The organism is Terribacillus jepli (assembly GCF_047228925.1).
In the GTDB taxonomy this organism is placed as follows: Bacteria; Bacillota; Bacilli; order Bacillales; family Amphibacillaceae; genus Terribacillus.
The window spans coordinates 38,645-63,583 of the sequence record NZ_JBFEGH010000006.1; the positions used below are offsets into that span (position 1 = coordinate 38,645).

Here is a 24,939-nt window from a genome sequence, read left to right on the forward strand (position 1 = left end):
ATGGAACCGAATGATATGCAAACAGACGGTACACCGAAGCAGGAACAAGGCCGTCAGCCAGGTATAGAAGCGCAGATGGAGCCGCTTCCGCATCAGCCGTATGATTATAAAGGTGCTGGCAGACTGCAGGGCAAGGCAGCACTCATCACAGGCGGCGATTCGGGAATCGGCAGGGCGGTGGCGATCTTGTATGCCAAGGAAGGGGCAGATGTTGCCATTTCCTATCTGGACGAACAAGAGGACGCCGAAGAGACAAAGCGTTTAGTCGAAGCAGAGGGGCGGAAATGCTTGCTGCTGTCTGGGGATATTAAGGATGAGTCGCATTGCATCGATTTGGTCGAAAAGACTGTGGAGGAATTCGGCAAAATCAATATACTGGTCAGCAATGCAGCTATACAATATGTGGTGGACGATGTGCTGGAGATTTCCAGCGCCCAGTTTGAAGAGGTGTTCCGAACGAATTTCTTCCCTTTGTTCTATTTGACAAAGGCTAGTGTAAAACATATGCAAGAAGGCGATTCCATCATAGCGACTTCTTCCATCAATGCCTTCCAGGGGAATCCGATCTTCATGGATTATTCCGCTACAAAGGGTGCCATCACGGCTTGGATCCGCAGTATTGCACAGAGTCTGGCGGGCAAAGGGATTCGTGCGAATTCTGTTGCGCCGGGTCCGGTATGGACACCGCTTATCCCAGCTTCCATTCCAGCTGATCATATCGAAGACTTTGGCCAGAGCAGTTTGATGGGGCGGCCTGGTCAACCGTCTGAGCATGCATGGTCGTATGTGATGCTTGCTTCGGACGAGAGCTCTTATATGACGGGCCAGACGATCCATATCAATGGAGGGCAATGGACTTCCTCCTGAACAAATGAGCACCAGCCGCTTCCATGCTGGTGCTCATTTTTATGCATTTTAAATTGTGTCCTGCCTTGCGAATACCAAAACACATGAGACAATCATCACTTGGGACCAAAGCGCCGCCAAAGCGAGCGGATTCCGAAGTAGATTGCAGTTCCGAGAGCTAATACAATAATGAATGTTGTGGTAATATTCCCCATGTAAATCTCCTTTCTGGAAGGACCACTATACAGTAGCCGCATGATGCCGCGGCCAATTCAAAGCAGCAAGCGGAATGGCAAGATAAGCAGCTCCGGCCCCCAGAGCAGAAGTTCGACTATAAACTAGATTGCCTTCCTTTTTTTCGTTTCCTTCATCATAACAGAATAGATAACAATGGTCTGGTTTATCATGGCTGCCTTGACAGGAAGAGCTATCTGGAACACTATGAAAGAAAGCGCTTTCTAAAAGCGGGCAATGGCTTGAAAAAGGAGTGTCATGCTTGGATACAATGGAATTGTGCAGGACGCTGATCGTTGATGATGAAATTCTTATTCGGCAAGGTATAAAACACTATCTGGACTGGGAACAAGAAGGATTCACAATTGTCGGTGAGGCTTCCAATGGAAGAGAAGCCTTGGAGCTGATCGAGAAGCTGGATCCGCATATTGTTGTCACAGATGTCGTGATGCCGATCATGGACGGAGAAGCTTTGACTAGGATCATGAAAGAAAAATACCCGCATATCGGTCTTATCGTACTTAGCAGTTTCAGCGAATTCGATTATGTAAGAGGAGCTTTTCAGAACGGAGTCATCGATTATATCCTGAAACCGAAGTTGAATGCAGATGTGCTGCTGAAAGCATTGCGACTTGCAGCAGGGCAGTTGGAGGATTTTCACCTTGGCACCGGCGAACATGATCAGACCTTAATGGAAAAACTGCGGCGTCTTTATGAAGGATCAGATATTTCTATTAATGAAGAAGCAGCAGCTTATTTCCCGCATAAGTATTTCCAAGTATTAAGTGTCAGGTATCTAAATGCCGTGCATCTTCCTAAAGATTTTCCGGATCGGAACGGGATATTTTCACCTATCTTATTAAGTGCAGATTGCAAAATTTACTTGTGGAATGGTGGAAAAAAGCTTGATGCAAATATGTTCTCGGATCTTCCGAAGTCAGCTTGCATTTGTGTCACAGAGTCTTTCCAAAATATTTTGGAGCTGAAAGATAAACAGAAGGAACTCGAAAAAGTGGAGAGTTATCGATTCTATTTTCCAGATTGGGTGTATCTTTCGGAAGAAATCCTGCCCCCAAATCCTGTTACAGAACATGTATTTCAAATGGACTGCTTTATCGAGGAGTGCAAACGGGATAACTTTCAGGAGGCATTCAGTTATTTGAAGCAGCATATGAACCAGGCAGTGCGAAATTATAAACAGGATATTGTCGAGTACAAAGCTTTTCTCAATAATATCATGTTCAACTTGATCGTCCTCCTTGGCAATTTGAAATATGAAACAGGGTTGCTTGAGAAGAAGAAATATGATTATTTCCAGCGCGTCGGCCAAGCAGAGGATGTATATGGAGCCAATGAAACGGTTGAATCTTTTTTGGGGGAAGTGGGGGGGATTGTAAAGAATGAAGAAAGACAAGGACATATGCGGATGCTGACGGAATACATCAAAGCGCATTATCATGAGGCACTATCATTAGCTGATATTGCGAACCATTTTCATTTCAGTCCTTCTTATTTATCCAACTACTTTTCTGCGCACAGCAAAGAAGGATTCAGCGGCTACCTGAATCGAATCAGGATAGAGGCGGCTATCATCTTGCTAAGAAAAAATGATATACCTATCTCAAAAATCAGTGAACAAGTCGGATTTTCAGATCACAGTTATTTCTGTCGTGTTTTCAAAAAGCAAACAGGCTATTCTCCTTCACAATACCGGCGAAAACGGATAATGGGTTGAGGAGGGGAGGCTGATGGAGTTGATCAAAGACCGTCTTCATCCAAACGGCTTATTCATGAAGATGTTCCTTGTGACTGTTGCACTCATCATTTTGGTAGCTGTTGCAGTGACGTTTGCGATAATCCGGATGGCCGAGCAATTTTTCGTCGAAAAGTTCAGTATTACAAATTCACAGATCATCAATCAGATTCAGTATGATTTTGAGGAATTGAATTACAGTATTGTGATGGCGGCTTCCGATGTGGATCAAAGCAGCACGATCGAGGCATTTTTATCCAAGGAAGAACCGGACAATGAACGTATGCAAAGCCTTTTTCATGTCATGCAGCAAGTGGATCATCTCAGGGAGCGGCTGGGAGATCAGAATGTTGAGATTGCCATAGCTAATCAGGAGAAAATCACGTATACAACGAATTTTACGTATTGGCCGGTTGCTCCTGGATCGATCCGCGGACATGACATTACGGAAACGATCACAGACCAGCCGAACAAGCTGCTTTATTTTCAAGATTCGCAGGAAGCAAATGATGATTATGTGATTGCAGCGAAGGCTCTGTACAATCGGGAAACAAATCAATCCTTTGGTGCTGTGTACTTTCCAATCAAAGAAGGCCAGCTGCGATCCTTCTATATGGACTACGTAAAGCCAGGAAATGACTTTTATGTGGTCGACAACAATGGCAAAGTGGTTTCCAGCAGCTCATCAGGCGTGATTGGAGAATCGCTGCCGGAACTTAGTGAACAAGCGAAAAATATGGAAGCTTCCAAAGAGACGTACCGGGAAGTCAAATTCCAGGATACCAATCAGATTATGCTGGCGGAGTACCTGCCTTATTTCGATATGTACCTTGTCAATATGGTGGACAAACAAACCGCTGTCGGGAATTTAATCGATACGAAACAGATAGTGCTATTACTTGCAGGTGTTGTTTTTCTTGCACTGATCATTGTATTCCTTGTAACGAAGCGTTTGACCAACTCGCTTTCCAAACTTGTCCAGGATATTGAAGCAGTACCGAAGAAAGGTCTCCAGCGACGGCTATTATATGAAGGAACATATGAAACAAAACAGATTGGACTGGCTTTCAACAGTATGATGGATGAACTGCAAGTGTATGTGGAAAAACTGATTGAGGCACAAAGACAGCAGCGCAGTGCTGAATTGGCTGCATTGCAGCAGCAGATAAATCCGCATTTTCTCTATAATACGATGGCTTCGATCAAGTTCTTGGTTATGATGGGAGAACGTGAAGAAGCAGAAAGGACGATTGATGCGTTCATTACCCTGCTTCAAAATACGATTGGCAATGTAGATGAGGCGGTCACGGTGGAGCTGGAAGTAGAAAATCTGAAAAACTATGTGTTGATCAATCAGAAACGATACGGGAATAGGATACAGGTTCAATTCATGATTGCACCGGATTGTATGGATTACCGTATTCCAAAGTTGATTTTACAGCCTTTTATCGAAAATTCATTTTTCCATGCTTTCAATAAGACAGCTGAGGGCACCATCTCTGTGCTCGTTTGGCGTGAGTCAGATGATCTTCTATGTGAAATCGCGGATGATGGAGACGGAATGGCCGCCCACACTGAAGACCTTCCTAATACGAATCGCAATCGGCAGCTGTTTTCCGGTATTGGCGTGAAGAATGTCCACGAACGAATTCAGCTATTGTATGGGCCCGACTACGGGGTTTCCATCACTAGTCAAGAGGGACAGGGAACGAGAGTCAAACTGAGACTGCCTGCGTCAAAAGAAAGCGAAAGAAACATCATCTAGAATTAACGGAGCTTTTCGAGGTATTGGAGTTCATATTATCAGACAAAAAATAATCCAATTAACGAAAAATAATCCTAACCCTCTAATGTAAGCGCTAACAAATAAGGGATTAAATCCTAAGATAGCTTAATAATCTCCTAACGGAAGCAGTGAAGTGCATGCTACGATAAAACCATAAAGACAGCGCTTACAAAAATAGGAGGTAAAAGAGATGAAGAGAATTTTTGCACTTTTATTTATTGGTTTGCTCGTTCTGTCTGCATGTTCCTCGGGATCCAGCTCGGAAGCCGATGCTGATACGAACGATATCAAAGTTTGGGCATGGGATCCGAACTTCAACATAAAAGCGATGGAGCTTGCAAAAACAGCTTATCAAGAAGAAAACAGTGAGCTGAATATCGAAATCATTGAGAACGCCCAGGATGATATCATCCAAAAGCTGAACACAAGTCTCAGCTCTGGAACGACAAAAGGTCTTCCTAATATTGTTTTGATTGAAGACTACCGGGCGCAAAGCTTCCTCCAGTCCTATCCGGATATGTTTTATGCAGTCGACGATAGCATCTCCACCGATGATTTTGCAAAATATAAAATTCCAACCACCAGCTTCGAGGGCAAGCAATATGGTGTTCCGTTCGATTCCGGTGTAGCTGGGCTGTATGTACGCACGGACTACTTGGAAGAAGCAGGCTACAGTATAGATGATCTGCAAAGCGCAGATTGGGAGAAAGTAATTGAAATTGGAAAAGCAGTCAAAGAGGCAACGGGTAAGCAAATGATCACGCAAGATCCAAAAGACCTTGGTTTGCTGCGTATGATGATTCAGTCAAGTGGAGCTTGGTATTTGGATGAAGACGGTGTAACGCCTGACATTGCTGATAACGAAGCGTTGAAAGAGGCATTTCGCCTGTACAAGGAAATGATTGATGCAGACTTAGTGAAGCCGCATTCCGACTGGAGCCAGTTCATCGCGGCAATCAATAATGGTGATATTTCCATGGTGCCAAGCGGTAACTGGATCACCCCTTCAATCAAAGCGGAAGCATCACAATCAGGGAAATGGGCAGTCGCACCTTTTCCAAAACTTCCTGGCATCGAGTCCGTCAATGCTACGAACCTTGGGGGAAGCTCCTGGTATGTACTGAACGTTCCTGGAAAGGAAAAGGCCGCTGAATTCTTGGGCAAGACATTCGGGGCAGATGTTGACTATTATCAGCAGTTCGTCGAAGAGGTCGGCGGTCTGGGAACATACCAGCCTGCAGCTGAAGGGGAAGCATATCAGGCAGAAGATGAATTCTTCGGAGGTCAGAAGATATTATCTGATTTCGCAGCTTGGACAGAAGAAATCCCGCAGGTTAACTATGGACTGCACACGTATGTGATCGAAGATATCCTAGCGAATGAAATCCAGAAATATCTGGACGGGGAGGATTTGAATACAGTTTTAGAAAATGCACAGTCGCTGGCAGAACAGCAAGCGAAGTAAAATCCATGGCCCTGGGACGCCGCAATGCATGCTGGCTTCTGGGGCTTCTTTCGAAAGGAGTCCGCCTTCATGAATATCCCTGATAAGCTCGGGCCGGAAAAACTTGCAAAAAAACCGGCACCGCGCCCAGCTCATTCCCTTCGGCTGAAAAATACAATGGTCGGCTGGTCATTTGTTACCTTAGCTTCCCTGCTGATCGGAATCTTTTATTTCTTCCCCATGGTACAGGCGTTGATACTGTCGTTCCAATCTGGCAGCGGCGTGAATCTGTCATTTGTCGGATTCGAGAATTATATCCGCTTATTCCAGGATCCTGTGTTTCTGACAACGGTGAAAAATACAGTGGTCTACTTGATAATCCAAGTACCTGTCATGATTTTGCTGGCGTTATTCTTGTCGGTTGTGCTGAATAATAAGACGCTGAAATGGAAGGGCTTTTTCCGTACTGCCATTTTCCTTCCATGCGTAACGTCGCTTGTAGCCTATTCGGTCGTATTCAAATACTTGTTTGCGCCGGATGGAATCGTAAATATGACACTGATGAAGATCAATCTGGTTTCCGAACCGATTCAATGGCTGACAGACCCTTTCTGGGCAAAAATCACCATCATCTTGGCGATTACCTGGAGATGGACTGGTTACAACATGATCTTTTATCTATCTGCTCTGCAAAACGTGGACCGATCCATCTATGAAGCTGCCAAAATTGATGGTGCTTCCGCTATCCAGCAGTTTTTCAAGATTACGATCCCGATGCTGAAGCCGATCATTCTTTTCACATCGATCACTTCGACGATCGGTACGCTTCAATTATTCGATGAAGTCATGAATATCACAGCAGGCGGACCGGGTAATGCGACGATGACCATTTCGCAATATATTTATAATCTGTCCTTCAAGTATACGCCTGATTTTGGCTATGCAGCGACCGTTTCCTATGCCATCGTGATCCTGATTGTGATCTTCTCGATCATCCAATTCAAAGCGGCAGGTGATAAGAAATGAAACTATCCAATAAAGTGATTGGTTATTTGTTCCTCAGCATCTGTGCGATCATCTCCATTTTTCCATTTTACTGGATGGTCGTCAGTATGACGAACACGTCAGCAGATGTGACAAGGGGGAAATTGCTTCCGGGCGGGCATTTTGTCGAGAACTTTAAAAATTTATTGCAGTCGGTTGATCTGGTGCCAGCACTGACGAACTCGGCGATCATCGCTGTCGCGACGACAGTGCTCAGCTTACTGATCGCTTCCCTGGCAGGTTATGGATTTGAAATCTATCGCAGCAAAGCGAAGGATGTCGTTTTCAATATTTTGCTTTTGTCCATGATGATTCCATTTGCAGCATTGATGGTTCCGCTGTTCCGTATGTTCGGTTCCATCACGCCGGTCTTGCCGTTCATCGGGATCGATACATTATCTGCAGTCGTGTTGCCGACAGTCACGACAGCCTTTCTGATTTTCTTTTTCCGTCAGAGTACGAAGATGTTTCCGAAAGAGATTTTGGAGGCTGGGCGGATTGATGGCTTGAAGGAAATCGGCATCTTTTTCCGAATATATGTACCAACGATGAAAACGACATATGCGGCGGCAGCCATCATTACGTTCATGGCCAGCTGGAATAATTACCTCTGGCCGCTCGTTGTCCTGCAATCACCAGATAAACAAACGATTCCGTTGCTTATTTCGAATCTTGGTTCCAGCTACTCGCCAGATTACGGCATGATCATGATGGCAATCGTGATTGCAACATTACCGACAGCGATCATTTTCTTCTTCATGCAGAAGCATTTCGTCGCAGGAATGATGGGTTCTGTGAAATAACAAATATGTAGAGGGAGGAATAGCGAATGACAATCAATACGAATATTAAACCAAGTGTAGATTGGCTTGTCGATACGAGTGTGTTTGCGGTGAATCGCGTACCTGCACATTCGGATCATGTGTACTACGAAACGTTGGAACAGGCAGAGGCAAAAGGGAACATGCCATGGCGCCAAAGCCTGAATGGTAAATGGAAGTTTCATTATGCCAAGAACCCAAGTTCCAGGCCGGTCGATTTTTATAAAACTGATTTTGATTGCAATTACTGGGATTCCATTTCGGTTCCAGCTCATATCCAGCTGGAAGGGTATGGGAAACCGCAGTACGTGAACACGATGTATCCTTGGGATGGTGTGCATGATATCCGTCCGCCGCAGGTGCCAATGGAGGATAACCCGGTCGGCAGCTATGTCCGGAACTTTAGTGTACCAGAACATATGGAAGATATGCCGCTGTATATTTCGTTTCAAGGCGTAGAGTCTGCCTTCTATGTTTGGCTGAATGGTCGATTTGTCGGCTATAGCGAGGATTCATTCACACCGGCAGACTTCGAGCTGACAGACTACCTCCAGCCTGGAGAAAACAAACTGGCAGTCGAAGTGTACCAGCGCAGCACTGGAGCTTGGCTGGAGGATCAGGACTTTTGGCGTTTTTCCGGCATCTTTCGCGATGTGTATCTGTACACGACGCCAGAACTGCATGTTTTTGATTTGTCTGTGCAAGCGAGATTGGATGATACGTATAGCAAAGGTTCTTTGAAGGCAGCAATGCTATTTCAAAAAACAATCCCGGCAAGAGCGAAGATTACGGGGAGCTTATATGACCAAAATGGCCGCTTGATACAGGAGGCAGAAGGGCTATTTCAGGAGCAGACTGCTGTTGTTACGTTCAAAGTTGATCAGCCCAAGTTATGGAGTGCAGAAGATCCATATCTGTATTCCCTTTACTTGCAAATCTTCAATGAGGAAGATCAGCTTGTCGAGGTCATTCCGCAAACCGTTGGCTTCCGCCGCTTCGAAATGATTGATAAAGTGATGTGCCTGAACGGCAAACGAATCGTTTTCAAAGGTGTCAATCGCCATGAATTCAATGCGCGCTCAGGACGTGTCGTCACCGAAGAGGATATGTTGTGGGATATCAAGACGATGAAGCAGCATAATATCAATGCTGTCCGTACTTCCCATTATCCGAACCAGACCCGCTGGTATGAATTATGTGACGAATATGGATTGTATGTCATCGATGAGATGAACCTTGAAACACATGGATCTTGGCAAAAGCTCGGGCAGGTGGAACCATCCTGGAACATACCGGGTAATTTAGCCCAATGGCAGGATATCGTCATGGATCGTGCCATTTCGATGCTGGAACGAGATAAAAACCATCCTTCCATCCTGATTTGGTCTTGCGGGAACGAATCATATGCAGGTGAGGTGATCGTCAATGTGGCGAATTATTTCCGGGATAAGGATCCCAGCAGGCTCGTCCATTATGAGGGTGTGTTCCACGCACGCGAATATGACGAAGCAAGTGACATGGAAAGCCGCATGTACGCCAAGGTTGCCGATATTATCGAATATTTGGAAAGTGATCCCGAAAAGCCATTCATCAACTGTGAATATACCCACGCGATGAACAATTCATTGGGCGGGATGTACAAATATACTGATTTGGAGAATAAGTATCCGATGTATCAGGGCGGCTTCATTTGGGATTATATCGACCAGGCGCTTTGGAAGAAGAATCGGGAGGGGCAGGAGTACCTTGCTTACGGTGGGGATTTCCATGATCGGCCGACAGATTATATCTTCTGCACGGATGGCATCGTGTTTGCAGATCGCAAGCTTTCACCAAAGATGCAGGAAGTGAAATATTTGTATCAGAATATCAAACTGGATGTAAACGATAAGGGTATCGTGCTGCGCAATGAAAACCTCTTTGCTGATACATCTGCTTTCGATTTGGTTTGGACAGTCAGAAGAGATGGTATAGCTTGCTATGAAGACAACATCGATCAGTTGGTAACAGCTGGTGAGCAAGCGGAATTCACAATCGATTTGCCAGCAAATGTGACAGTACAACCAGGCACCTATACGATCGATGCCAGCATGAGACTGAGGGAGGCGTCTAGTTGGGCCGAGGCAGGATTCGAAGTCGCATTCGGGCAATACGTATGGGAAAAGAAAGTTGATATTCCTAAAGCAGCAGGCAAGCTTCGTGTTGTCGAAGGTGATGTGAATATCGGCGTGCATGGGCATGATTTCAGTGTCGAATTCTCAAAAGCAGCAGGGAGCTTGACATCCCTTTGTTATGATGGGGAGGAATTGATCGAGACACCGCCTTATCCAACATTTTGGCGAGCCAGTACAGATAATGATAACGGATACCAGCACAGCTATACTGCTGGTGTATGGCTGGCAGCAAGTGTGGCGAGAAAGTGTACGGATGTAACGGTGGATGTTTTGGAGGAGCAAGTGGATGTAACATTTACCTATGCTTTTTCCATAGCAGAAAAGCTGCACGTTCAAACAATATATTCGGTCTTCCCTGATGGGGGCATCCGAGTGAAGGCATATTGCCAAGGGGCGGAAGGACTACCGGATTTGCCGACGTTTGCTCTTTCATTCCGTACTTCTGCAGATTACAGTGGTCTGGAATGGTTTGCAAATGGACCTGAAGAAAATTATGAAGACCGCAATCATGGAGCACGACTAAGCCGCTTCCAGAATACGGTCAAAACGAATGGTACAGTGTATGTGCGTCCACAGGAATCCGGTACAAGGACTGGAGTGCGATGGTTGAAAGTCACTAATGTGAAAGGAAGAGGACTGGAGCTGCGTGCACATGATTTGCCGCTCACATGTAATGTTTCTCCGCATACTGCGCTGGAAATCGAGCAAGCGGATCATGCCTATGAACTGCCGCCGGTTCATTATACTGTGCTGAATGTATCCGGCAAGCAGATGGGTGTGGGAGGAGATGATAGCTGGGGGGCACCAGTACATCCAGAGCATAGGTTATCTTCTGGAGATGATCATAGTTTTGTATTCACGATAAATAGAGCATGAAGAAAACCCCTTCTGTTATAGCAGAAGGGGTTTATACTATTTAAGCGAAGCTTGCTTCCTCATATTGCAGCAAAGTTTTTGTCATGACAGGCGCTTGGTCCTTTTTCTCTTTACGCATGGCACGGTGCTCTGCCACATGGGATTCCCGGGAGATCCAAGCGACAAAATCTGCTTTTTTATCCCATTTCGTTACAATGGCGTAAGCTACTGTATCGCTTTTTTTCGTATCTTTGTTCCAGCACTCGGCTGAATGCAAGCCGGCTACGTCAGTCAGCTCTTCCATCGTATGCTTCACTTTATTTATGATTTTATCTTCAGCGTCGATTGCGCCTTCGAAAATGACTTGATTGACAAACATAGGATTGCCTCCTCATCAAACTTGTTCTTCTTTAACGCTACCAGAATTTTGAGGAACAGTCAATGAGAATGATTATCAATAGTGGGCGTAGAAGCGAGATGATTGGGCTGAAACGTTTTGCAGATAAAAAAGCTGCCGGGAGTTCCCCAGCAGCTTTCATTTGATTAATATACTTTGTCTCCGTTGAAAATGCTGTTTTTAACGACAACATAATCAACATTACGGATGGCATCCAATTTCGTACCGCCAGCATAGGAAATGGAAGACTGAAGGTCCTGTTCCATTTCTGTCAATGTATCCTGAAGGGATCCCTTATGCTCGACGAACATTTTCTTACCTTCGACGTTGCGTTTTTCACCTTTTTGGAACTCGGATGCAGATCCGAAGTACTCTTTATAAAGTTTGCCGTCTTTCTCGACCGTTTCACCAGGAGATTCTTCATGGCCGGCAAACAAGGAGCCGATCATGACCATCGATGCGCCAAAGCGGATTGATTTAGCAATGTCGCCGTGTGTGCGGATACCGCCGTCGGCGATGATCGGTTTGCTTGCTGCTTTTGCGCACCAGCGCAATGCAGCAAGCTGCCAGCCGCCAGTTCCGAAACCTGTTTTGATTTTCGTGATACAAACTTTACCAGGTCCGATTCCAACTTTCGTAGCATCTGCGCCAGCATTCTCCAGTTCACGTACAGCTTCCGGCGTACCTACGTTTCCGGCGATGACAAAGCTATCTGGCAAGTGTTTCTTGATATGCTGGATCATACGGATGACGGAATTGGAATGACCGTGTGCAATGTCGATCGTGATGAATTCAGGTATTAAAGACTTGCTTGCCAGTGACTCGATGAATCCATATTCTTCTTCTTTGACGCCAACACTGATGGAGGCAATCAGATTCTGTTCCTGCATGTTACGGATGAATGCTTCCCGCGTTTCTGGCTCGAAGCGATGCATCACATAAAAATAATTATTTTTTGCCAAATAAGCGGCAATGTTTTCGTCAATGATCGTCTGCATATTTGCCGGTACGACAGGCAGACGGAATGTATGGTTTCCAAGTGTAACAGAAGTATCACATTGTGAACGGCTGTCTACTACGCATTTTGTGGGAATTAGTTGAATATCTTCGTAATCAAATACATTTTCCATGGTTATACCCCTCTAAAGGCGAATTATTTTTAGTGTAGTCTTTTGTTTTGTTCGCCCTTTGGTACTATACAATAATTCTGAAAACAAAGCAAAGGTTTTTATTCAAAAAATAAAAAAATGAGCAGATGGGGTAGAATAGGAACGAGGAGTGACATGATGAAACTACGTATGAAAATGATGTACCGCACATCCAAAGGCACGGAAGCAGAATTCCTATCGGATTATTTGCCGGCAGGAGCTGTGCTTTTGCTCATGGAAGATATGCAGCAGAGCGGCAGGGTTCCTAAAGTTGAAGTTTTAGATCAGTATGAGACGGAATGGTCTATAAAAGAACTGAGAAGGTACATGAAGGAATTGGAGACAGAGCCGCATCATGTCCGGATATATGCAGATGGGGGATTTGATAAAGGAACAGGCAGAGCTGGTCTAGGCTGCGTTATCTATTACGAACAAAATCAGCAGGAATTCCGGCTTCGTCGCAATCAAGCGATGGAACAGATGATTTCCAATAACGAAGCAGAATATGCCGCATTGCATTTTGCCATCCGTTTATTAAAAGAATTGAGTGTGAAAGACCAGGAAATCGAGGTGTACATGGATTCCCGCATCGTCGTCAATCAGATGGCAGAGGAGTGGCCGATGTATGAAAAGGAGTTGAAATATTGGGCGGATAAAGTGGATGAGGAAGTTAAAGGGCTCGGTGTTACGGTGCAATATGTCCATATAGAGAGAAAGCAGAACAAAGAAGCCGATCAGCTTGCGAGCCAAGCTTTGAATGATATTCAAATCGACAGCACGATTCAAAAATGACCGCCCAAGGCAAAGGCCCGGGCGGTCATTTTATTTGGAAGTCTGTTGATTGATAGCTTCAGTCAAACTAGTTTTGGTTGAACCAGTTGCTGCTTCCACTAATGTCTGGAAACGTTCTGTCAGCAATTCCTTGTTTTTATACTCCTGCGGATGGTTCTGATTGTAATAGAAACGGAAGACAGCTTCTTCAGGGAAGTGCTGTTTACCAGTTTTGATCATGAATCCTACAGGGAGCTTATCATAAGCATATGCTGCTTTAGTTTCGGCTGGCGTATCAGCTGCTACTGTTTGATTTTCAGTTGCCAGCTGTTGCATTGCCTGCTTGATGAACTTTTTGCGTGCACGTTTTTTCTTGGAACGCATGTTCATCTCAGCAAGAACTTTATCCAGACTTTCGGTTTTCGTAAGTACTGTCACGACTAAAAACTCCTCTATTATTGTCTGCAACCTCTATCATATGATATTTTCGCAGATTTTAGAAGGCTAGCGTTAGAATTGCTAACTTTCTGACAAGTTCTTAATAATAGTAGGTGTCAGAATAGGTTGGATCTGTATCTGGGATTAGAGCAACACCAATGATCATGAAAATCATGAAGATAATGAAATAAATGACGATAAGTGCGGCCATAACGATAAACGTGGCAATGGCATAATTCCTTCTCGGATTTGCTCGATCAGCGGCCCAAATGATCAGCATGATGATATTGACAATTGGAATTCCCGTCAGTACCAATGTCCATACCCACTGCATGATCCTCATTTGGCCGTTGTTTTGATTTTGCATTTGTTGAGGTTCCATTCACAATCACTCCTGAACTAAATAAATAATGACAGAAATAACTATAATGGATAGTTTCTGTTAATTCAACCAGTGCCAGTTATGCTGAAAACGTTGATGTAGAGGCGTTTCAGGGACTTTTCTCCTGATTTGCGACTCGTTCAAGCATACTTTTCATTTCTAGCATTTCCTGCCGCATCATCGGATCAAATTGCCCCTCCGCCAGTGTTTTATCAATATATTTGATAGCCTTGTCCAATTGATAATCCATTTTATCTGCTCTCCCCTTCCATAGGATTTCTCTACTACCCGGATTTGTTATCACTTCCAGTATGATGGCACATAATTGCATCCTTTATACTAGGCAAAATGCAGCTTGTTTACCGGAACTATTATGTTTCTAGAGCTTGTTTGCGAACTCCTCTTTGTTTATGCTTGATTCATCAGAATTTCAGAGGTGAACAAATGTTATACGATGTCATCATACTTGGAGCAGGAACAATGGGATTGAGTGCTGGATATCAGCTGGCAAGGAAAGGGCAGAAGGTATTGATGGTGGACAGCTATCATCCTCCGCATGTTCATGGCAGCCACCATGGCGAAACAAGGATCATCCGTTATGCATACGGAGAAGGCGAAGCATATGTACCATTTACGCTCCGTTCCAAAGAATTGTGGAAGGATCTGGAGCAAACAATCGGTCAATCCATCTTAGTGGGAACAGGGGTACTGAACAGCGGGCCAGAGTGGAGCCCTTTCATCCAAAATGTATGGAAGAGTGGAGATAAATACGATTTGCAAGTGGAAAAACTTTCTTCTCGACAGCTGCAAAAACGATGGACGGGATTGACCGTTCCAGACAATTATATCGGCGTCTACGAAAAGGATGGAGGTTATCTGCGGACGAATCAGATTTTGAACGGTTATGCCGCGCTGGCTGCTTCTAATGGAGCTGTATTAGCGGGCGGGCAGCGTGTACAAGAGGTACAAATCAACGAAGGCACTGTCGAGGTGAAAACACAAGAGACGAAATACCAGGCAAAGAAGCTGGTCGTGACAGCTGGAGCGTGGGGTAGGGAAGTGCTATTGCAGCTAGGGCTGCAGCTCCCGATTACTGTTATCCGTAAGACGTTTGCTTGGCTGCATGCAGATGAGAGTTTCCGAGAAAGCAAGTTTCCTTGTTTCAGTTTTGATACAGAAATGGGTACGTATTATGGATTTCCGGATATCGATGGTACTGGACTGAAAATCGGACGACATGACACCGGCATGCCGATCCATCCGGACCAAAAAGGAGTTCCTTTCCACAATGGAGACACAGAAGAGCTGTTAGGCTTCCTATCCCGGTTCATGGGCAATGGGACATTCCGCCTGCGAGAAGGGAAAATATGCATGTACAGCATGACACCAGATGAAGATTTCATCATCGATCATCATCCGGAGCATCCTCAAGTCATGTTCGCTCTTGGCTTTTCAGGTCATGGATTCAAATTTGCGAGTGCTGTAGGCGAAGCTCTGAGTGAGATGGCAATGGACAAAGACACGACAGTGGATATGTGGCCTTTTCGGCTGGAAAGGTTCTGAAACTGTTTAACTACAGGAGGTATAGATGGAAGTAAAAGCGTATGCATCAAAGTACGAAGAAAGTTGGCTGCGCTGCCGAGTCTTGGCATTTTTACATACAGCTTATTTTGATGATGTAGTCCAAGCAAAGCCAAAGTATGATAATCCTTCTTTGGAACTTGTTGTATTGGAAAATGATGTTGTCATTGGCTTATTGGATATAGAAATGGAAAATCGAGCCAAATAATTTTGTACCTTTTCCAACCAAGCCGGTGCCATGTTATGGAACATAGCTGTACATCCAGATCATCAAAGAAAAGGTGTGGCGGCAATGCTCTTGAAAAAAGCAGTCGAAAAGTTGCAGCAGTATGGTATCACGTACTTGGAAGCTTGGACGAGAGATGATGATTGGATATGTAATTGGTATAAGAAAGAAGGATTCAAGCAGGGAGCGCCTTATCTCCAAGTATTTCTGGAAAATGGTGAAGTGACAGGATCATTAAAGCCTCCTTTCAAAGCAATCTATACGTACGCCCATTACACGGGAGCAGACATTGAACGGCAGAAGCAGGAGCATAGCAGAGCGCATGTATGCAGCCGTTTTGTTAAAGAATGGACATAAATCAAAGCAAAGGGATTCTTTAACATGTTATAATGAAGAAATAGATTATTTGTAAGGAGATGCTGTATCATGCCACCAGGCGTGCGTTTGATTCTGATCATGGCAGTTGCTTTGCTTACTGTCGGACTCTTGGTTTACGGAGCTGTAAAGAGTAAGCAGATGCGGGTGCCTTTCACCATCTTAGCAATATTTTTGGCATTTATTTATATCGTGTCATTCGTTGTATTATTTATTATTTGACAAAGGGGTTAGGGCAAAATCCCATAAAATAGGCAGGCATCTCCAATTCTCGGAGATGCCTGCCTATTTTTTTATGAATGCATTCATTCGTTTAAAAGAGAAGGTAGAAAACGAATTAGGATTCACCTTTCTTGCGGTTAACTATACAATTTTCAAAAGAACAATCAATAAAAAAAGATCGTGATCACCAAAATCGGTGAGGGCGATCTTTTTCAATGCGTTTGGCTAGTTATGGCCCAGGCTCTTTCGTGAAAATCATAGTTCCAGCGTCTCCTTCTTTTGCCACAGTATTTTTCAATTCGTCGTATCCAAGTAATCCGCTGACCACAATTGTGCCGATAAGTACAAGTGAAAAAAAGCTTCTTCATTTAATACTTTCCTATTGTAGTAGAGCCAAAGAATAGGTTGCAAGTTCGTACTGATTATTTTCAGTAAAATACTCTATGCCTATCGACTTGCGAAAGTAGTGCTGGGGAGTCTATATATACTCGGGCATATTCATACATACCTCCATTGCAGGGAGAACTATCTTTGGCCATTTCGACCCGCTGTTGCAAGTTTAGCGGCAACAAAATGGTGCATGCTTTTTTGTTTTTCTACAGTAGACGTAATATTTTTTATTATAGATAGCTTAATTGAAATATTATTGTAATGTTTTGTCACACTTTCGTATAGTATACTATTTCCGGAGATTACTTTATTTTCTATTTCATTACAGATTAATCGTACCAGGGCTATGAAAACCAATAAATGATAGATTCACAGGGGGAACAAAATTGAGAAAAAAATGGCTGCATATCAGTTTGGCTGCAGTGATCGGAACTGCTGCACTAGCCTTGCCGGTATCAGGAAATGTTGCATACGCCTATGAAGATTTGGATGAACAACGAAATGAAGTCGAACGGAAAAAATCGGAGAACGATAAGGAACAATCCGAAAAAGCAGAGAAGCAGGACGATTTACAGGCTGCTGCAGAAAAACTCCGCTCTGAGCTTGAAAAAATAGATGGTGAAATCGGTGAAACGAACACCAAGCTGGAAGATACGGAATCAGAAATTTCTGGATTGGAGCAGGATATTGAAACGCTGAAAAGTGAAATCGCCGATTTGGAAGTCCGCATCGAAGAAAGGCATGGCTTACTGAAGGATCGGATACATTCTTTGCAGAAAAACGGCGGGCAAGTAAGTTATTTGGATGTCATCATGGAATCCAAGAGCTTCTCGGATTTCCTGAATCGAGTAGATGCTGTCAGCACTATCATGGGTGCGGATCAGGAATTGATGGAAGCGCAGCAGCAGGATTTGAAAGACGTCGAATCGAAGAAATCCGAACATCAGACAAAACTTGAACGTGCAGAGAAACAGGCAGTTGTTTTGGAAGAGACAAAGCAGACTTTGACGACTCAGCAGGAAGAGAAGGACAAGCTGATTGCGGATGTCATGGAAGAATACGATGTTACATCCGAGGAGCTTATCAGTTTAGGCGAGGAAGCTGATTTGCTTGCGGCGCAGGAAGAAGCGATTGCGGCTGAAGCAGCATACCGTGATAAACAAAAGGCAGAGGAAGAAGCCCGCAAAGAAGCAGAGCGTCAGCGTGCAGAGCAAGAAGAAGCTGCCAGGATGGCGGCTGAAGAGGAAGCGGCAAAGGCGGAACAGGAAAAAGCAGCTGCATCCGCTGCTAGTGAACAGGCGGCAAAACCAGAGTCGAAGCAGGAACCGGTTGACACGAAGACAGCGTCCAAGTCATCGCCATCGCAGACGTATTCTGCGCCAAAACAAGAGAAGCAAACCTCTCAGGCTCCTGCGACCAATGCTACTTTCATCACTCCGGCGCCGGGTGGCATCACGTCTGGTTTTGGTCCAAGGTGGGGCACATTCCATTACGGAATCGATATTGCCAAACGCGGTTCCAATGTGCCGATTTGGGCTGCAGCCTCTGGAACAGTGTCACGGGCCTACTATTCTTCCAGCTATGGAAATGTAATTTTTGTAACCCATTCCATTGATGGTAAAACATATACAACGGTATATGCCCATTTGACATCTATGCATGTAAGTACAGGTGAGCGCGTGTCCCAAGGTCAGCAGATTGGAACAATGGGGAACACGGGTATGTCTCAAGGGCAGCATCTACATTTCGAATTGCACACAGGTCCTTGGAATGGAAGCAAATCGAATGCAGTGAATCCAATACCGTATTTGAACTGATGAAATCCAACACCCATGGGTGTTGGATTTTTTTGTTAGTTAGTATAAGCTTGTAGGAATATATGGAAAAGGGGGATGCTAGATGCAGCAAGCAGCATTGAAAGAGTTGGTGGATATCCTCGCAAATGAAGAGGAGGTCAAAGCTGTTTTCGTGAAAGGGTCATTCGGGCGGAGAGAAGATGATCTGTATTCGGATATTGATTTATATTGTTTGGTTGATGAAAAAGACGTAACAAAATTCCTGCCAAAAAGATTGGCCCTGCTTTCGGCTTATAAGGATGTTCTATATAGTGAAGAGCTAGTCATCATCGCACCACAGCTGATTATTGTGTATGATAACCTGCTGCATGTTGATTTGTTCACTGTCACTGAAAAGTCATTCAAGCAAAGTGACTATTTCCTAGTTCTTTATGATCCTTGGCAGTTGCTGGAAAAATACAGAGCGACACAAAAACTTACAATGACTGATGAGGAATATGGCGATCAGGTAATCGATCTTATCTGGTTTTTATTCCAGTATCGCAAGGCAGCACTTCGTAGCAATGGAGTGTGGGCAGCCGCCATGCTGCAACAGGTGACAGAGCCGCTGGCAAGAATGCTGCTGCATCATCATAATCCTGAGCGTGCCCAGCTCGGTTTGAAACGGGCAGAACAGCTTCTCCCGTCGCTTATATTTGACGAGTTAACCGATGTTTTGGAAAACGTGACGCCAGAAGGGCATTCTAAGGCAGTGGCTGCTATCCTCCGATTACTTGAAAAAGAACGAATCTTTTTGGAAGAACATTTACGAGGAAAAGAAAGAAGGATCATTTACCGGCTGTATCAAAAGTTGATAACAGATGAATTGCTAATTAATACGTAAAAGAAGCCATATCCCATCTGGGATATGGCTTCTAATCTATACAAGCTTGAACCGACCATCGGATTTCACTTTTCGTCTGTGCATTAAGCTTTTGCATCAAATCTGTCGCTTCTGTCTCGTTGCGGAACAGCATATCTGAAGTTGAATTGGAATGTTTTAGGTAGGTTTTCGTTCCGTTCGCTTCTCGGACAATTTTATAGAGCATCGAACACACTTCCTTACCTATTGGATTATGTTTCTGATTCCATCTTCTCATAGGTTAAAGTGATTGTATACAGAATATATCGAATATACCATTGAGATTTTGTGGAAATTTAGTATAATCTGCATTTTAATCGAAGATGTATGGAGAGGATTGGGTAAAAAGTCACCTTATTCATGAGACATTTCTAAGTTGTAGGAATGTCCTTTTTATTTCAATAATTTATATAAGAATTGTAAATTATTTACGTTATGAAATCTTCTTTTATGAAGGAATGTTAATCTGACAGCTTTTGTGTTTTCTTCCAAACAATCTTACTTTTTACAACAATTAAACATAACTTCACATTACTTTAAACACCAGCTTCATAAACAGCTTGTAAAGTTAACAATATAGGAACAAATGAAAGGAGCAATGCTGTGAAGGTAAATCAATTTTCGTCAATGTTCGCAAGATGTGAGCCTCGGGATCAGTCAGTACAGAACGCACTGGGAGGCTTTGAAGCTGCTCAAGCAAAGGGGGTATCACATGAAGATTATGGTCACCAATGAAGATGGCATTTTCTCTCCAGGTGTGGAGGCGATGATCGAGACACTGCAGCATTTCGGTGAAGTGTATGTTGTATGCCCGGATCAGGAGTTCGGCACATACAATCCTAGCATCACAGTGCGACAGCCTGTCCGAGTCAAGGAAATGTACCACTTCCCAGGGGTGGCAGGCGCTTGGAGCCTGAATGGAACTCCAGCTGATTGTGTCAAGCTTGGAGTGGAAGTGCTGCTTCCGGAGAAACCGGATTTCCTTTTCTCAGGAGTAAACCCTGGACCGAATCTGGGGCGGGATGTCTACTATTCCGGTACAATGGCTGCTGCGGTTGAAGCTTCCCTTTATAATATTCCGGCAGCTTCCGTCAGTCTCAACAGCAGTTCTTTGAAACATGTGAACTATTCGAAAGTAAAGACGCTTTTTTATCAGGTTGCTGAGGTCCTGCTCCAGCATAAAACGAAATCGGTCGGCTTTTTGAATGTCAATCTGCCGAATATCGACAAACGCCAATTCAAAGGAATTCAAGTGATTCCGATGGACATGAGTGTTTCGCGGTATCGTTTTGTTGGTCTGCATGATCCTCATGGGGAAGTTTATTATTGGCTGAAGGATCAGCTGCAGGAGCTTGCGGCTTTCCATCCAACCAGCGATTATCTTTTGCTCAAAGAAGGGTACATAACGGTTTCACCGATTGAATTGCGCACGCATTACAAGCGAAAGCAGGAACAAGTTGAACGTTGGTTCAAGTCCATGGAGACGAATACATCGGAATAAAGGAGAGATTGGGATGAAAAGAAAATGGATGGCTGGTTTTATGGGAACTGCATTGCTTGCACTGACAGCATGCGGACAAGAGGATGCAGGAAGCAGTGCTGGTGCTGCTGATGGAGAAATCGCCGGTACGCTCAGCTTCTATACATCCCAGCCGGATGCCGATGCACAAAAGTTGATAGAGGGTTTTGAAAAACGCTACCCGGAAGTGGAAGTGGAAACGTATCGTTCCGGTACGGAGGAGGTCATTTCCAAGCTGAATGCCGAGAAGATGGCTGGCGGCGTACAGGCGGATGTCCTGCTTGTAGCAGATAGCGTGACTTTTGAAGATTTAAAGGAACAGGATATGCTGCAGGCGTACGAATCAGGAGAATTGGATGGAGTACCGGATGAATTCGAGGATAAAGATCACTATTATACAGGTACGAAAATCATGGCAACTGGTATTGTCGCCAATACCGAATCCGGGGATATCCCGACTGGCTGGAGTGCTTTGACAGAAGCCGATGCAAATGGAGAAATCGTCATGCCTAGTCCGCTGTATTCGGGGGCTGCAGCCTACAATCTTGGTGTATTGACCAGACAGGAAGACTTTGGATGGGAGTTCTACGAACAACTGAAGGACCAAGAAACTGCCGTCGTAAAAGGAAATGGAGATGTGTTGAAATCCGTTGCCTCTGGTGAGAAACGCTATGGTGTCATCGTCGACTATCTCGCGGCCAGAGCAAAAGCTGACGGGTCTCCGGTCGAGCTCGTTTACCCGGAGGAAGGTGTTCCGGTCATCACCGAACCGATTGGTATTACGAAAGATACAGATAATGCTGCAGCAGCAGAAGCGTTTGTCGACTATGTCTTATCTGATGAAGGCCAGAAACTGGCAGCGGATTTGGGATATACACCGATCCGGGAAGGAATCGAAGCACCTGAGGGCTTGAAAACTTATGAGGAAATGACAGTACTGCAGGCAGATACAGAAGCATTGTACACATCCCGCAATAAAGATAAACAGCAATTTGAGGATCTATTCGGCAAGTAAGCAGAAGGAGGGCGACTCATGCAACTAACGATGAAATCAAGGCAGTTGGAAAAAGGTACACCTACTGTCTTTTGTAAGTTCCCCGTCCTTATCGGGCTGCTGATACTTATCTTCTTTTTCCTGCTGCCGATAGTCCGGCTTGTCTTCATGAGTTTCACCTCTGCAGAGAGTTTTTCTGTAGGTGCATATTCCGAAGTGCTGCAAGAGTCCGTTACGTGGAAAACGCTTGGGAATACAATTTATATCGTTGCAGGCAGCACGGTTATATCCATGTTTCTGGGGATAATGATGGCTGCGGTCATGGCATACACAGACGTGCGCGGCAAGTCGATGATGCAGCTATTCATCTATCTGCCCTTCATCATCCCGTCTTATATCACGACGCTTGCATGGGTGCAGTTTTTCAGCAATTCAGGCCCGCTTGGAAGTCTGCCGGATTGGCTGATACCTAATCTGTATAGTTCAGGAGGCATTATTTCCGTACTCGGAATTTCGCATTATCCGCTTGTTTATTTGATGACTGTGCAAGTGTTTCGCAGAATCCCCCGTGATGCAGAACTTGCTGCTTTTGTTTCGGGAGCTTCACGCTTTACCTGCTGGCGAAAAGTGATTTTGCCGATGGCGCTGCCGGGAATCTGCAGCGGCGGGCTGCTTGCGTTCCTTTCCAATCTGGATAATTTCGGGGTGCCTGCCATACTTGGAATTCCGGCTAATATCCGTGTGCTGAGTACGTATATTTATGAACAGGTCATCGGATATGGACCGAGTGCCTTCAGTCGGGCAGCTGTGCTTTCCGTACTGCTTGGTATTGTTGCCATAGCCGCCACATTGATTCAAGTGTGGTTCCTGCGAAGAAGTAAAGTCACGGAAACGACTGTACCGGACCATGAGCCTCGCATCCAGCTGCAGCCGATTCGTCGAAGGCTGCTCCAGACATTGCTTTGGGTCTTTCTTTTAGGTACAAGCCTGGTACCTTTTTTGGCAATGGCAGCGGTAAGTCTCGTTCAAGCATACGGAGTCGACTTGACATGGAAAAATCTTTCTTTGGACAATTACCGCTACATCTTATTCGAGGATGAGAAAGTGCTCCGTTCCTTGCGTAACAGCGTGTCACTTGGATTCATAACAGCTATCATCTGTTTGGTTTTTGGAACATTATTTGCTTATTACCGATCCCATAAGCAAGGCAGGATGCCGAAAATGATGGAAGCTATGATTACGATGCCTTACGCACTTCCGGGTACTGTATTGGCGCTCTGCATCATTTTAATGTGGATGCAGCCCTTGCCAGGATGGTACCCAGGTGTATATGGTACACCGGCTATCCTGTTGATCGCTTATATCACCCGCTTCTTTGTTTTGCAATTCCGGGGCAGTCATACAGCTTTCAGTCAGCTGGATGTACGGATGGAAGAAGCGGCCAGGACTAATGGAGCCAGTCTATATGCGAGATGGAAACAAATTGTTCTGCCCTTGATCCTGCCAGGTGTCCTTAGCGGTGCATTGCTCGTGTTCCTTACATCACTGACTGAGCTCACCGTATCCAGCTTGCTTTGGTCCAGCGGTGCCGAAACAGTAGGGGTTATCATCTTCAGTTTCGAGCAAGCGGGTTACAGTACATATTCGACAGCATTTTCGTCATTGATCGTACTGGCGATCCTGCTTGGCGGCATTGCTTATCTATTTGTGCAGCATAAAACCAGACAAAGGAGGAGGAAAGTGTGATCACTTTGCAAGGACTAGAAAAACACTATGGGAAAACTTCTGCTTTGAGCCAGATAGATTTAACGATTAGAGACGGCGAATTCCTTGCCATACTTGGTCCTTCCGGATGTGGCAAGACGACCTTGCTGCGGCTGCTGGCTGGTTTTATGAAACCTACGGCAGGTTCAATTCGATTCGGTGAAAAGGAAGTAGCCAATTCGAAATACTGCAGCAAGCCTGAAGATCGAAATATAGGAATGGTTTTCCAATCTTTTGCTCTTTGGCCTCATATGACAGTGGAAGAGCATGTCCGTTTTTCATTGAAGAATCATCGATTTTCAAAAAAACGCACAGCAGCGGAACAAGCGGCCAGGGTGACAGAAGTACTGCAGCTTGTCGGGATGGAATCGTTTAGGAAAAGATATCCGGCAGCGTTATCTGGCGGGCAGCAGCAGCGTGTTGCCCTGGCGCGGGCTATCGCCCCAAAACCAGATATTCTGCTCATGGATGAACCGCTCAGTGCGTTGGATGCAGAATTGCGTATAAGTATGCGAAAGGAAATAAAACAGATACATAAAAAGCTTGGTGCGACTATCATTTATGTTACGCATGATCAAGGAGAAGCACTGGCAATGGCCGATCGGGTACTTGTCATGCAGCAAGGTCGGATCGAACAGGCAGCTGCACCGGAAGAAATCTATCAGCACCCAAAAACGCCTTTTGTGGCTACATTCGTCGGCAAGGCAAACTTAGTAGCGGGAAAATGGGAAGGAAATCACTTCACTCCTGCTGGCAGTCACTATCGCTGGCAGGATAATGGTGTATCGGAGCAATTGAAACAACAGCAGCTTTATCCAGTGAGGCCGGAAGAGTGGCAGCTGCTGCCGGCAGAGGAAGAGGGCTTGAAAGGAGAAGTCATCATCAGTCAGTTCCAAGGAACGGAAAGGCATTACGTGATCCAGGTAGACGGCCAGGAGTACCAAGCATCTCTTCCTATCTCTGTTCCATCATGGAGTGAAGGGGACTTGCTGACCTTGCAAGTCAAAGGAATGGAGACAGCAGTTTCCCGTGAAAAAATACTTTTTCGTTAACAAACAGGACTCCCCCGACGTAGGGA

Annotated in this window: 24 protein-coding genes; 18 read left to right on the forward strand and 6 right to left on the reverse strand. The window is 44.9% G+C overall.

Annotated elements, in window-relative coordinates:
* The 7 genes from AB1K91_RS08445 to lacZ all read left to right on the forward strand — a co-directional run bounded on the left by AB1K91_RS08445 (window position 1) and on the right by lacZ (window position 10,978).
* Window positions 1–867: an SDR family oxidoreductase gene (locus AB1K91_RS08445; protein WP_413089350.1), complete on the forward strand. Its 867-nt coding sequence runs from the start codon at window positions 1–3 to the stop codon at window positions 865–867.
* Window positions 868–1,351: 484 nt separating this feature from the next.
* Complete coding sequence (locus AB1K91_RS08450; RefSeq protein WP_413089515.1) at window positions 1,352–2,815, forward strand: response regulator transcription factor; 1,464 nt, start codon at window positions 1,352–1,354, stop codon at window positions 2,813–2,815.
* Between the two features lie 13 nt (window positions 2,816–2,828).
* Complete coding sequence (locus AB1K91_RS08455; protein ID WP_413089351.1) at window positions 2,829–4,598, forward strand: sensor histidine kinase; 1,770 nt, start codon at window positions 2,829–2,831, stop codon at window positions 4,596–4,598.
* A 211-nt stretch (window positions 4,599–4,809) separates the two neighbouring features.
* Window positions 4,810–6,084, forward strand: coding sequence for an ABC transporter substrate-binding protein (locus tag AB1K91_RS08460; protein ID WP_413089352.1), 1,275 nt, complete (start codon window positions 4,810–4,812; stop codon window positions 6,082–6,084).
* Between the two features lie 156 nt (window positions 6,085–6,240).
* Entirely contained in the window at window positions 6,241–7,089 is an 849-nt protein-coding gene (locus tag AB1K91_RS08465) for a carbohydrate ABC transporter permease (RefSeq protein WP_413089516.1), read from the forward strand.
* Window positions 7,086–7,910, forward strand: coding sequence for a carbohydrate ABC transporter permease (locus tag AB1K91_RS08470; RefSeq protein WP_413089353.1), 825 nt, complete (start codon window positions 7,086–7,088; stop codon window positions 7,908–7,910). Before AB1K91_RS08465 ends, AB1K91_RS08470 begins: the two co-directional genes overlap by 4 nt.
* Window positions 7,911–7,936: 26 nt before the next feature.
* A complete protein-coding gene (gene lacZ, locus AB1K91_RS08475; protein ID WP_413089354.1) occupies window positions 7,937–10,978 on the forward strand; it encodes a beta-galactosidase, LacZ type in 3,042 nt (1,013 codons plus the stop codon).
* 40 nt (window positions 10,979–11,018) lie between these two features.
* On the opposite strand, the gene AB1K91_RS08480 is transcribed toward lacZ, so the two are convergent.
* Window positions 11,019–11,336 carry an antibiotic biosynthesis monooxygenase gene (locus AB1K91_RS08480; protein WP_413089355.1) on the reverse strand — a complete coding sequence of 106 codons (318 nt, stop codon included), beginning with the start codon at window positions 11,334–11,336 and terminating at the stop codon, window positions 11,019–11,021.
* Window positions 11,337–11,500: 164 nt separating this feature from the next.
* A complete protein-coding gene (gene guaC / locus AB1K91_RS08485) occupies window positions 11,501–12,484 on the reverse strand; it encodes a GMP reductase (RefSeq protein WP_413089356.1) in 984 nt (327 codons plus the stop codon).
* Between the two features lie 153 nt (window positions 12,485–12,637).
* Between guaC and AB1K91_RS08490 the strand changes: the two genes are divergently transcribed.
* A complete protein-coding gene (locus AB1K91_RS08490) occupies window positions 12,638–13,294 on the forward strand; it encodes a reverse transcriptase-like protein (RefSeq protein WP_413089357.1) in 657 nt (218 codons plus the stop codon).
* Between the two features lie 30 nt (window positions 13,295–13,324).
* Here the strand turns inward: AB1K91_RS08490 and AB1K91_RS08495 are convergent, their stop codons facing one another.
* The 3 genes from AB1K91_RS08495 to AB1K91_RS08505 all read right to left on the reverse strand — a co-directional run bounded on the left by AB1K91_RS08495 (window position 13,325) and on the right by AB1K91_RS08505 (window position 14,343).
* Window positions 13,325–13,711 (reverse strand): hypothetical protein, encoded by a 387-nt coding sequence (locus tag AB1K91_RS08495; RefSeq protein ID WP_413089358.1) that lies wholly within the window; start codon window positions 13,709–13,711, stop codon window positions 13,325–13,327.
* 100 nt (window positions 13,712–13,811) lie between these two features.
* Window positions 13,812–14,093 carry a hypothetical protein gene (locus AB1K91_RS08500; RefSeq protein WP_413089359.1) on the reverse strand — a complete coding sequence of 94 codons (282 nt, stop codon included), beginning with the start codon at window positions 14,091–14,093 and terminating at the stop codon, window positions 13,812–13,814.
* A 109-nt stretch (window positions 14,094–14,202) separates the two neighbouring features.
* Window positions 14,203–14,343: a hypothetical protein gene (locus AB1K91_RS08505; protein ID WP_413089360.1), complete on the reverse strand. Its 141-nt coding sequence runs from the start codon at window positions 14,341–14,343 to the stop codon at window positions 14,203–14,205.
* 194 nt (window positions 14,344–14,537) lie between these two features.
* Here AB1K91_RS08505 and solA point away from each other — a divergent pair, with 194 nt between their 5' ends.
* The 6 genes from solA (at window position 14,538) to AB1K91_RS08535 (ending at window position 19,566) form a co-directional block, all read left to right on the forward strand.
* Window positions 14,538–15,656 carry an N-methyl-L-tryptophan oxidase gene (solA, locus tag AB1K91_RS08510; protein WP_413089361.1) on the forward strand — a complete coding sequence of 373 codons (1,119 nt, stop codon included), beginning with the start codon at window positions 14,538–14,540 and terminating at the stop codon, window positions 15,654–15,656.
* Between the two features lie 25 nt (window positions 15,657–15,681).
* On the forward strand, window positions 15,682–15,882 hold the full coding sequence (locus AB1K91_RS08515; protein ID WP_413089362.1) for a hypothetical protein: 201 nt from the start codon (window positions 15,682–15,684) through the stop codon (window positions 15,880–15,882).
* A gap of 30 nt (window positions 15,883–15,912) precedes the next feature.
* Window positions 15,913–16,257, forward strand: coding sequence for a GNAT family N-acetyltransferase (locus AB1K91_RS08520; RefSeq protein WP_413089364.1), 345 nt, complete (start codon window positions 15,913–15,915; stop codon window positions 16,255–16,257).
* A gap of 69 nt (window positions 16,258–16,326) precedes the next feature.
* The gene (locus AB1K91_RS08525; RefSeq protein ID WP_413089365.1) at window positions 16,327–16,497 is read left to right on the forward strand and encodes a hypothetical protein; all 171 of its coding nucleotides are present in this window, start codon (window positions 16,327–16,329) and stop codon (window positions 16,495–16,497) included.
* A gap of 776 nt (window positions 16,498–17,273) precedes the next feature.
* Window positions 17,274–18,704, forward strand: coding sequence for a murein hydrolase activator EnvC family protein (locus tag AB1K91_RS08530; RefSeq protein WP_413089366.1), 1,431 nt, complete (start codon window positions 17,274–17,276; stop codon window positions 18,702–18,704).
* Between the two features lie 82 nt (window positions 18,705–18,786).
* Entirely contained in the window at window positions 18,787–19,566 is a 780-nt protein-coding gene (locus tag AB1K91_RS08535) for a nucleotidyltransferase domain-containing protein (RefSeq protein ID WP_413089367.1), read from the forward strand.
* Window positions 19,567–19,597: 31 nt separating this feature from the next.
* Here AB1K91_RS08535 and AB1K91_RS08540 read toward each other — a convergent pair whose 3' ends face one another.
* Entirely contained in the window at window positions 19,598–19,771 is a 174-nt protein-coding gene (locus AB1K91_RS08540) for a hypothetical protein (protein ID WP_413089368.1), read from the reverse strand.
* A 525-nt stretch (window positions 19,772–20,296) separates the two neighbouring features.
* On the opposite strand from AB1K91_RS08540, the gene surE reads away from it, so the two are divergent.
* From surE to AB1K91_RS08560, 4 genes are read left to right on the forward strand one after another with little or no spacing between them, the layout of a single operon-like run.
* Window positions 20,297–21,085 (forward strand): 5'/3'-nucleotidase SurE, encoded by a 789-nt coding sequence (surE, locus tag AB1K91_RS08545; RefSeq protein ID WP_413089369.1) that lies wholly within the window; start codon window positions 20,297–20,299, stop codon window positions 21,083–21,085.
* A gap of 13 nt (window positions 21,086–21,098) precedes the next feature.
* Window positions 21,099–22,118, forward strand: coding sequence for an ABC transporter substrate-binding protein (locus AB1K91_RS08550; protein ID WP_413089370.1), 1,020 nt, complete (start codon window positions 21,099–21,101; stop codon window positions 22,116–22,118).
* An 18-nt stretch (window positions 22,119–22,136) separates the two neighbouring features.
* Complete coding sequence (locus AB1K91_RS08555; protein WP_413089372.1) at window positions 22,137–23,843, forward strand: ABC transporter permease; 1,707 nt, start codon at window positions 22,137–22,139, stop codon at window positions 23,841–23,843.
* The gene (locus tag AB1K91_RS08560; RefSeq protein ID WP_413089373.1) at window positions 23,840–24,913 is read left to right on the forward strand and encodes an ABC transporter ATP-binding protein; all 1,074 of its coding nucleotides are present in this window, start codon (window positions 23,840–23,842) and stop codon (window positions 24,911–24,913) included. Before AB1K91_RS08555 ends, AB1K91_RS08560 begins: the two co-directional genes overlap by 4 nt.
* Window positions 24,914–24,939 lie beyond the last annotated feature (26 nt).

Excerpts from the sequence above, each read along its gene's own strand:
- solA (WP_413089361.1), top strand. The coding sequence starts at position 14,538 with ATGTTATACGATGTCATCATACTTGGAGCAGGAACAATGGGATTGAGT.
- AB1K91_RS08465 (WP_413089516.1), top strand. The coding sequence starts at position 6,241 with ATGGTCGGCTGGTCATTTGTTACCTTAGCTTCCCTGCTGATCGGAATC.
- AB1K91_RS08550 (WP_413089370.1), top strand. The coding sequence starts at position 21,099 with ATGAAAAGAAAATGGATGGCTGGTTTTATGGGAACTGCATTGCTTGCA.
- AB1K91_RS08460 (WP_413089352.1), top strand. The coding sequence starts at position 4,810 with ATGAAGAGAATTTTTGCACTTTTATTTATTGGTTTGCTCGTTCTGTCT.
- AB1K91_RS08515 (WP_413089362.1), top strand. The coding sequence starts at position 15,682 with ATGGAAGTAAAAGCGTATGCATCAAAGTACGAAGAAAGTTGGCTGCGC.
- AB1K91_RS08490 (WP_413089357.1), top strand. The coding sequence starts at position 12,638 with ATGATGAAACTACGTATGAAAATGATGTACCGCACATCCAAAGGCACG.
- AB1K91_RS08555 (WP_413089372.1), top strand. The coding sequence starts at position 22,137 with ATGCAACTAACGATGAAATCAAGGCAGTTGGAAAAAGGTACACCTACT.
- surE (WP_413089369.1), top strand. The coding sequence starts at position 20,297 with ATGAAGATTATGGTCACCAATGAAGATGGCATTTTCTCTCCAGGTGTG.
- guaC (WP_413089356.1), bottom strand. The coding sequence starts at position 12,484 with ATGGAAAATGTATTTGATTACGAAGATATTCAACTAATTCCCACAAAA.
- AB1K91_RS08540 (WP_413089368.1), bottom strand. The coding sequence starts at position 19,771 with ATGCTCTATAAAATTGTCCGAGAAGCGAACGGAACGAAAACCTACCTA.
- AB1K91_RS08535 (WP_413089367.1), top strand. The coding sequence starts at position 18,787 with ATGCAGCAAGCAGCATTGAAAGAGTTGGTGGATATCCTCGCAAATGAA.
- AB1K91_RS08445 (WP_413089350.1), top strand. The coding sequence starts at position 1 with ATGGAACCGAATGATATGCAAACAGACGGTACACCGAAGCAGGAACAA.
- lacZ (WP_413089354.1), top strand. The coding sequence starts at position 7,937 with ATGACAATCAATACGAATATTAAACCAAGTGTAGATTGGCTTGTCGAT.
- AB1K91_RS08455 (WP_413089351.1), top strand. The coding sequence starts at position 2,829 with ATGGAGTTGATCAAAGACCGTCTTCATCCAAACGGCTTATTCATGAAG.
- AB1K91_RS08480 (WP_413089355.1), bottom strand. The coding sequence starts at position 11,336 with ATGTTTGTCAATCAAGTCATTTTCGAAGGCGCAATCGACGCTGAAGAT.
- AB1K91_RS08505 (WP_413089360.1), bottom strand. The coding sequence starts at position 14,343 with ATGGATTATCAATTGGACAAGGCTATCAAATATATTGATAAAACACTG.
- AB1K91_RS08520 (WP_413089364.1), top strand. The coding sequence starts at position 15,913 with ATGTTATGGAACATAGCTGTACATCCAGATCATCAAAGAAAAGGTGTG.
- AB1K91_RS08450 (WP_413089515.1), top strand. The coding sequence starts at position 1,352 with ATGGAATTGTGCAGGACGCTGATCGTTGATGATGAAATTCTTATTCGG.
- AB1K91_RS08525 (WP_413089365.1), top strand. The coding sequence starts at position 16,327 with ATGCCACCAGGCGTGCGTTTGATTCTGATCATGGCAGTTGCTTTGCTT.
- AB1K91_RS08500 (WP_413089359.1), bottom strand. The coding sequence starts at position 14,093 with ATGGAACCTCAACAAATGCAAAATCAAAACAACGGCCAAATGAGGATC.
- AB1K91_RS08470 (WP_413089353.1), top strand. The coding sequence starts at position 7,086 with ATGAAACTATCCAATAAAGTGATTGGTTATTTGTTCCTCAGCATCTGT.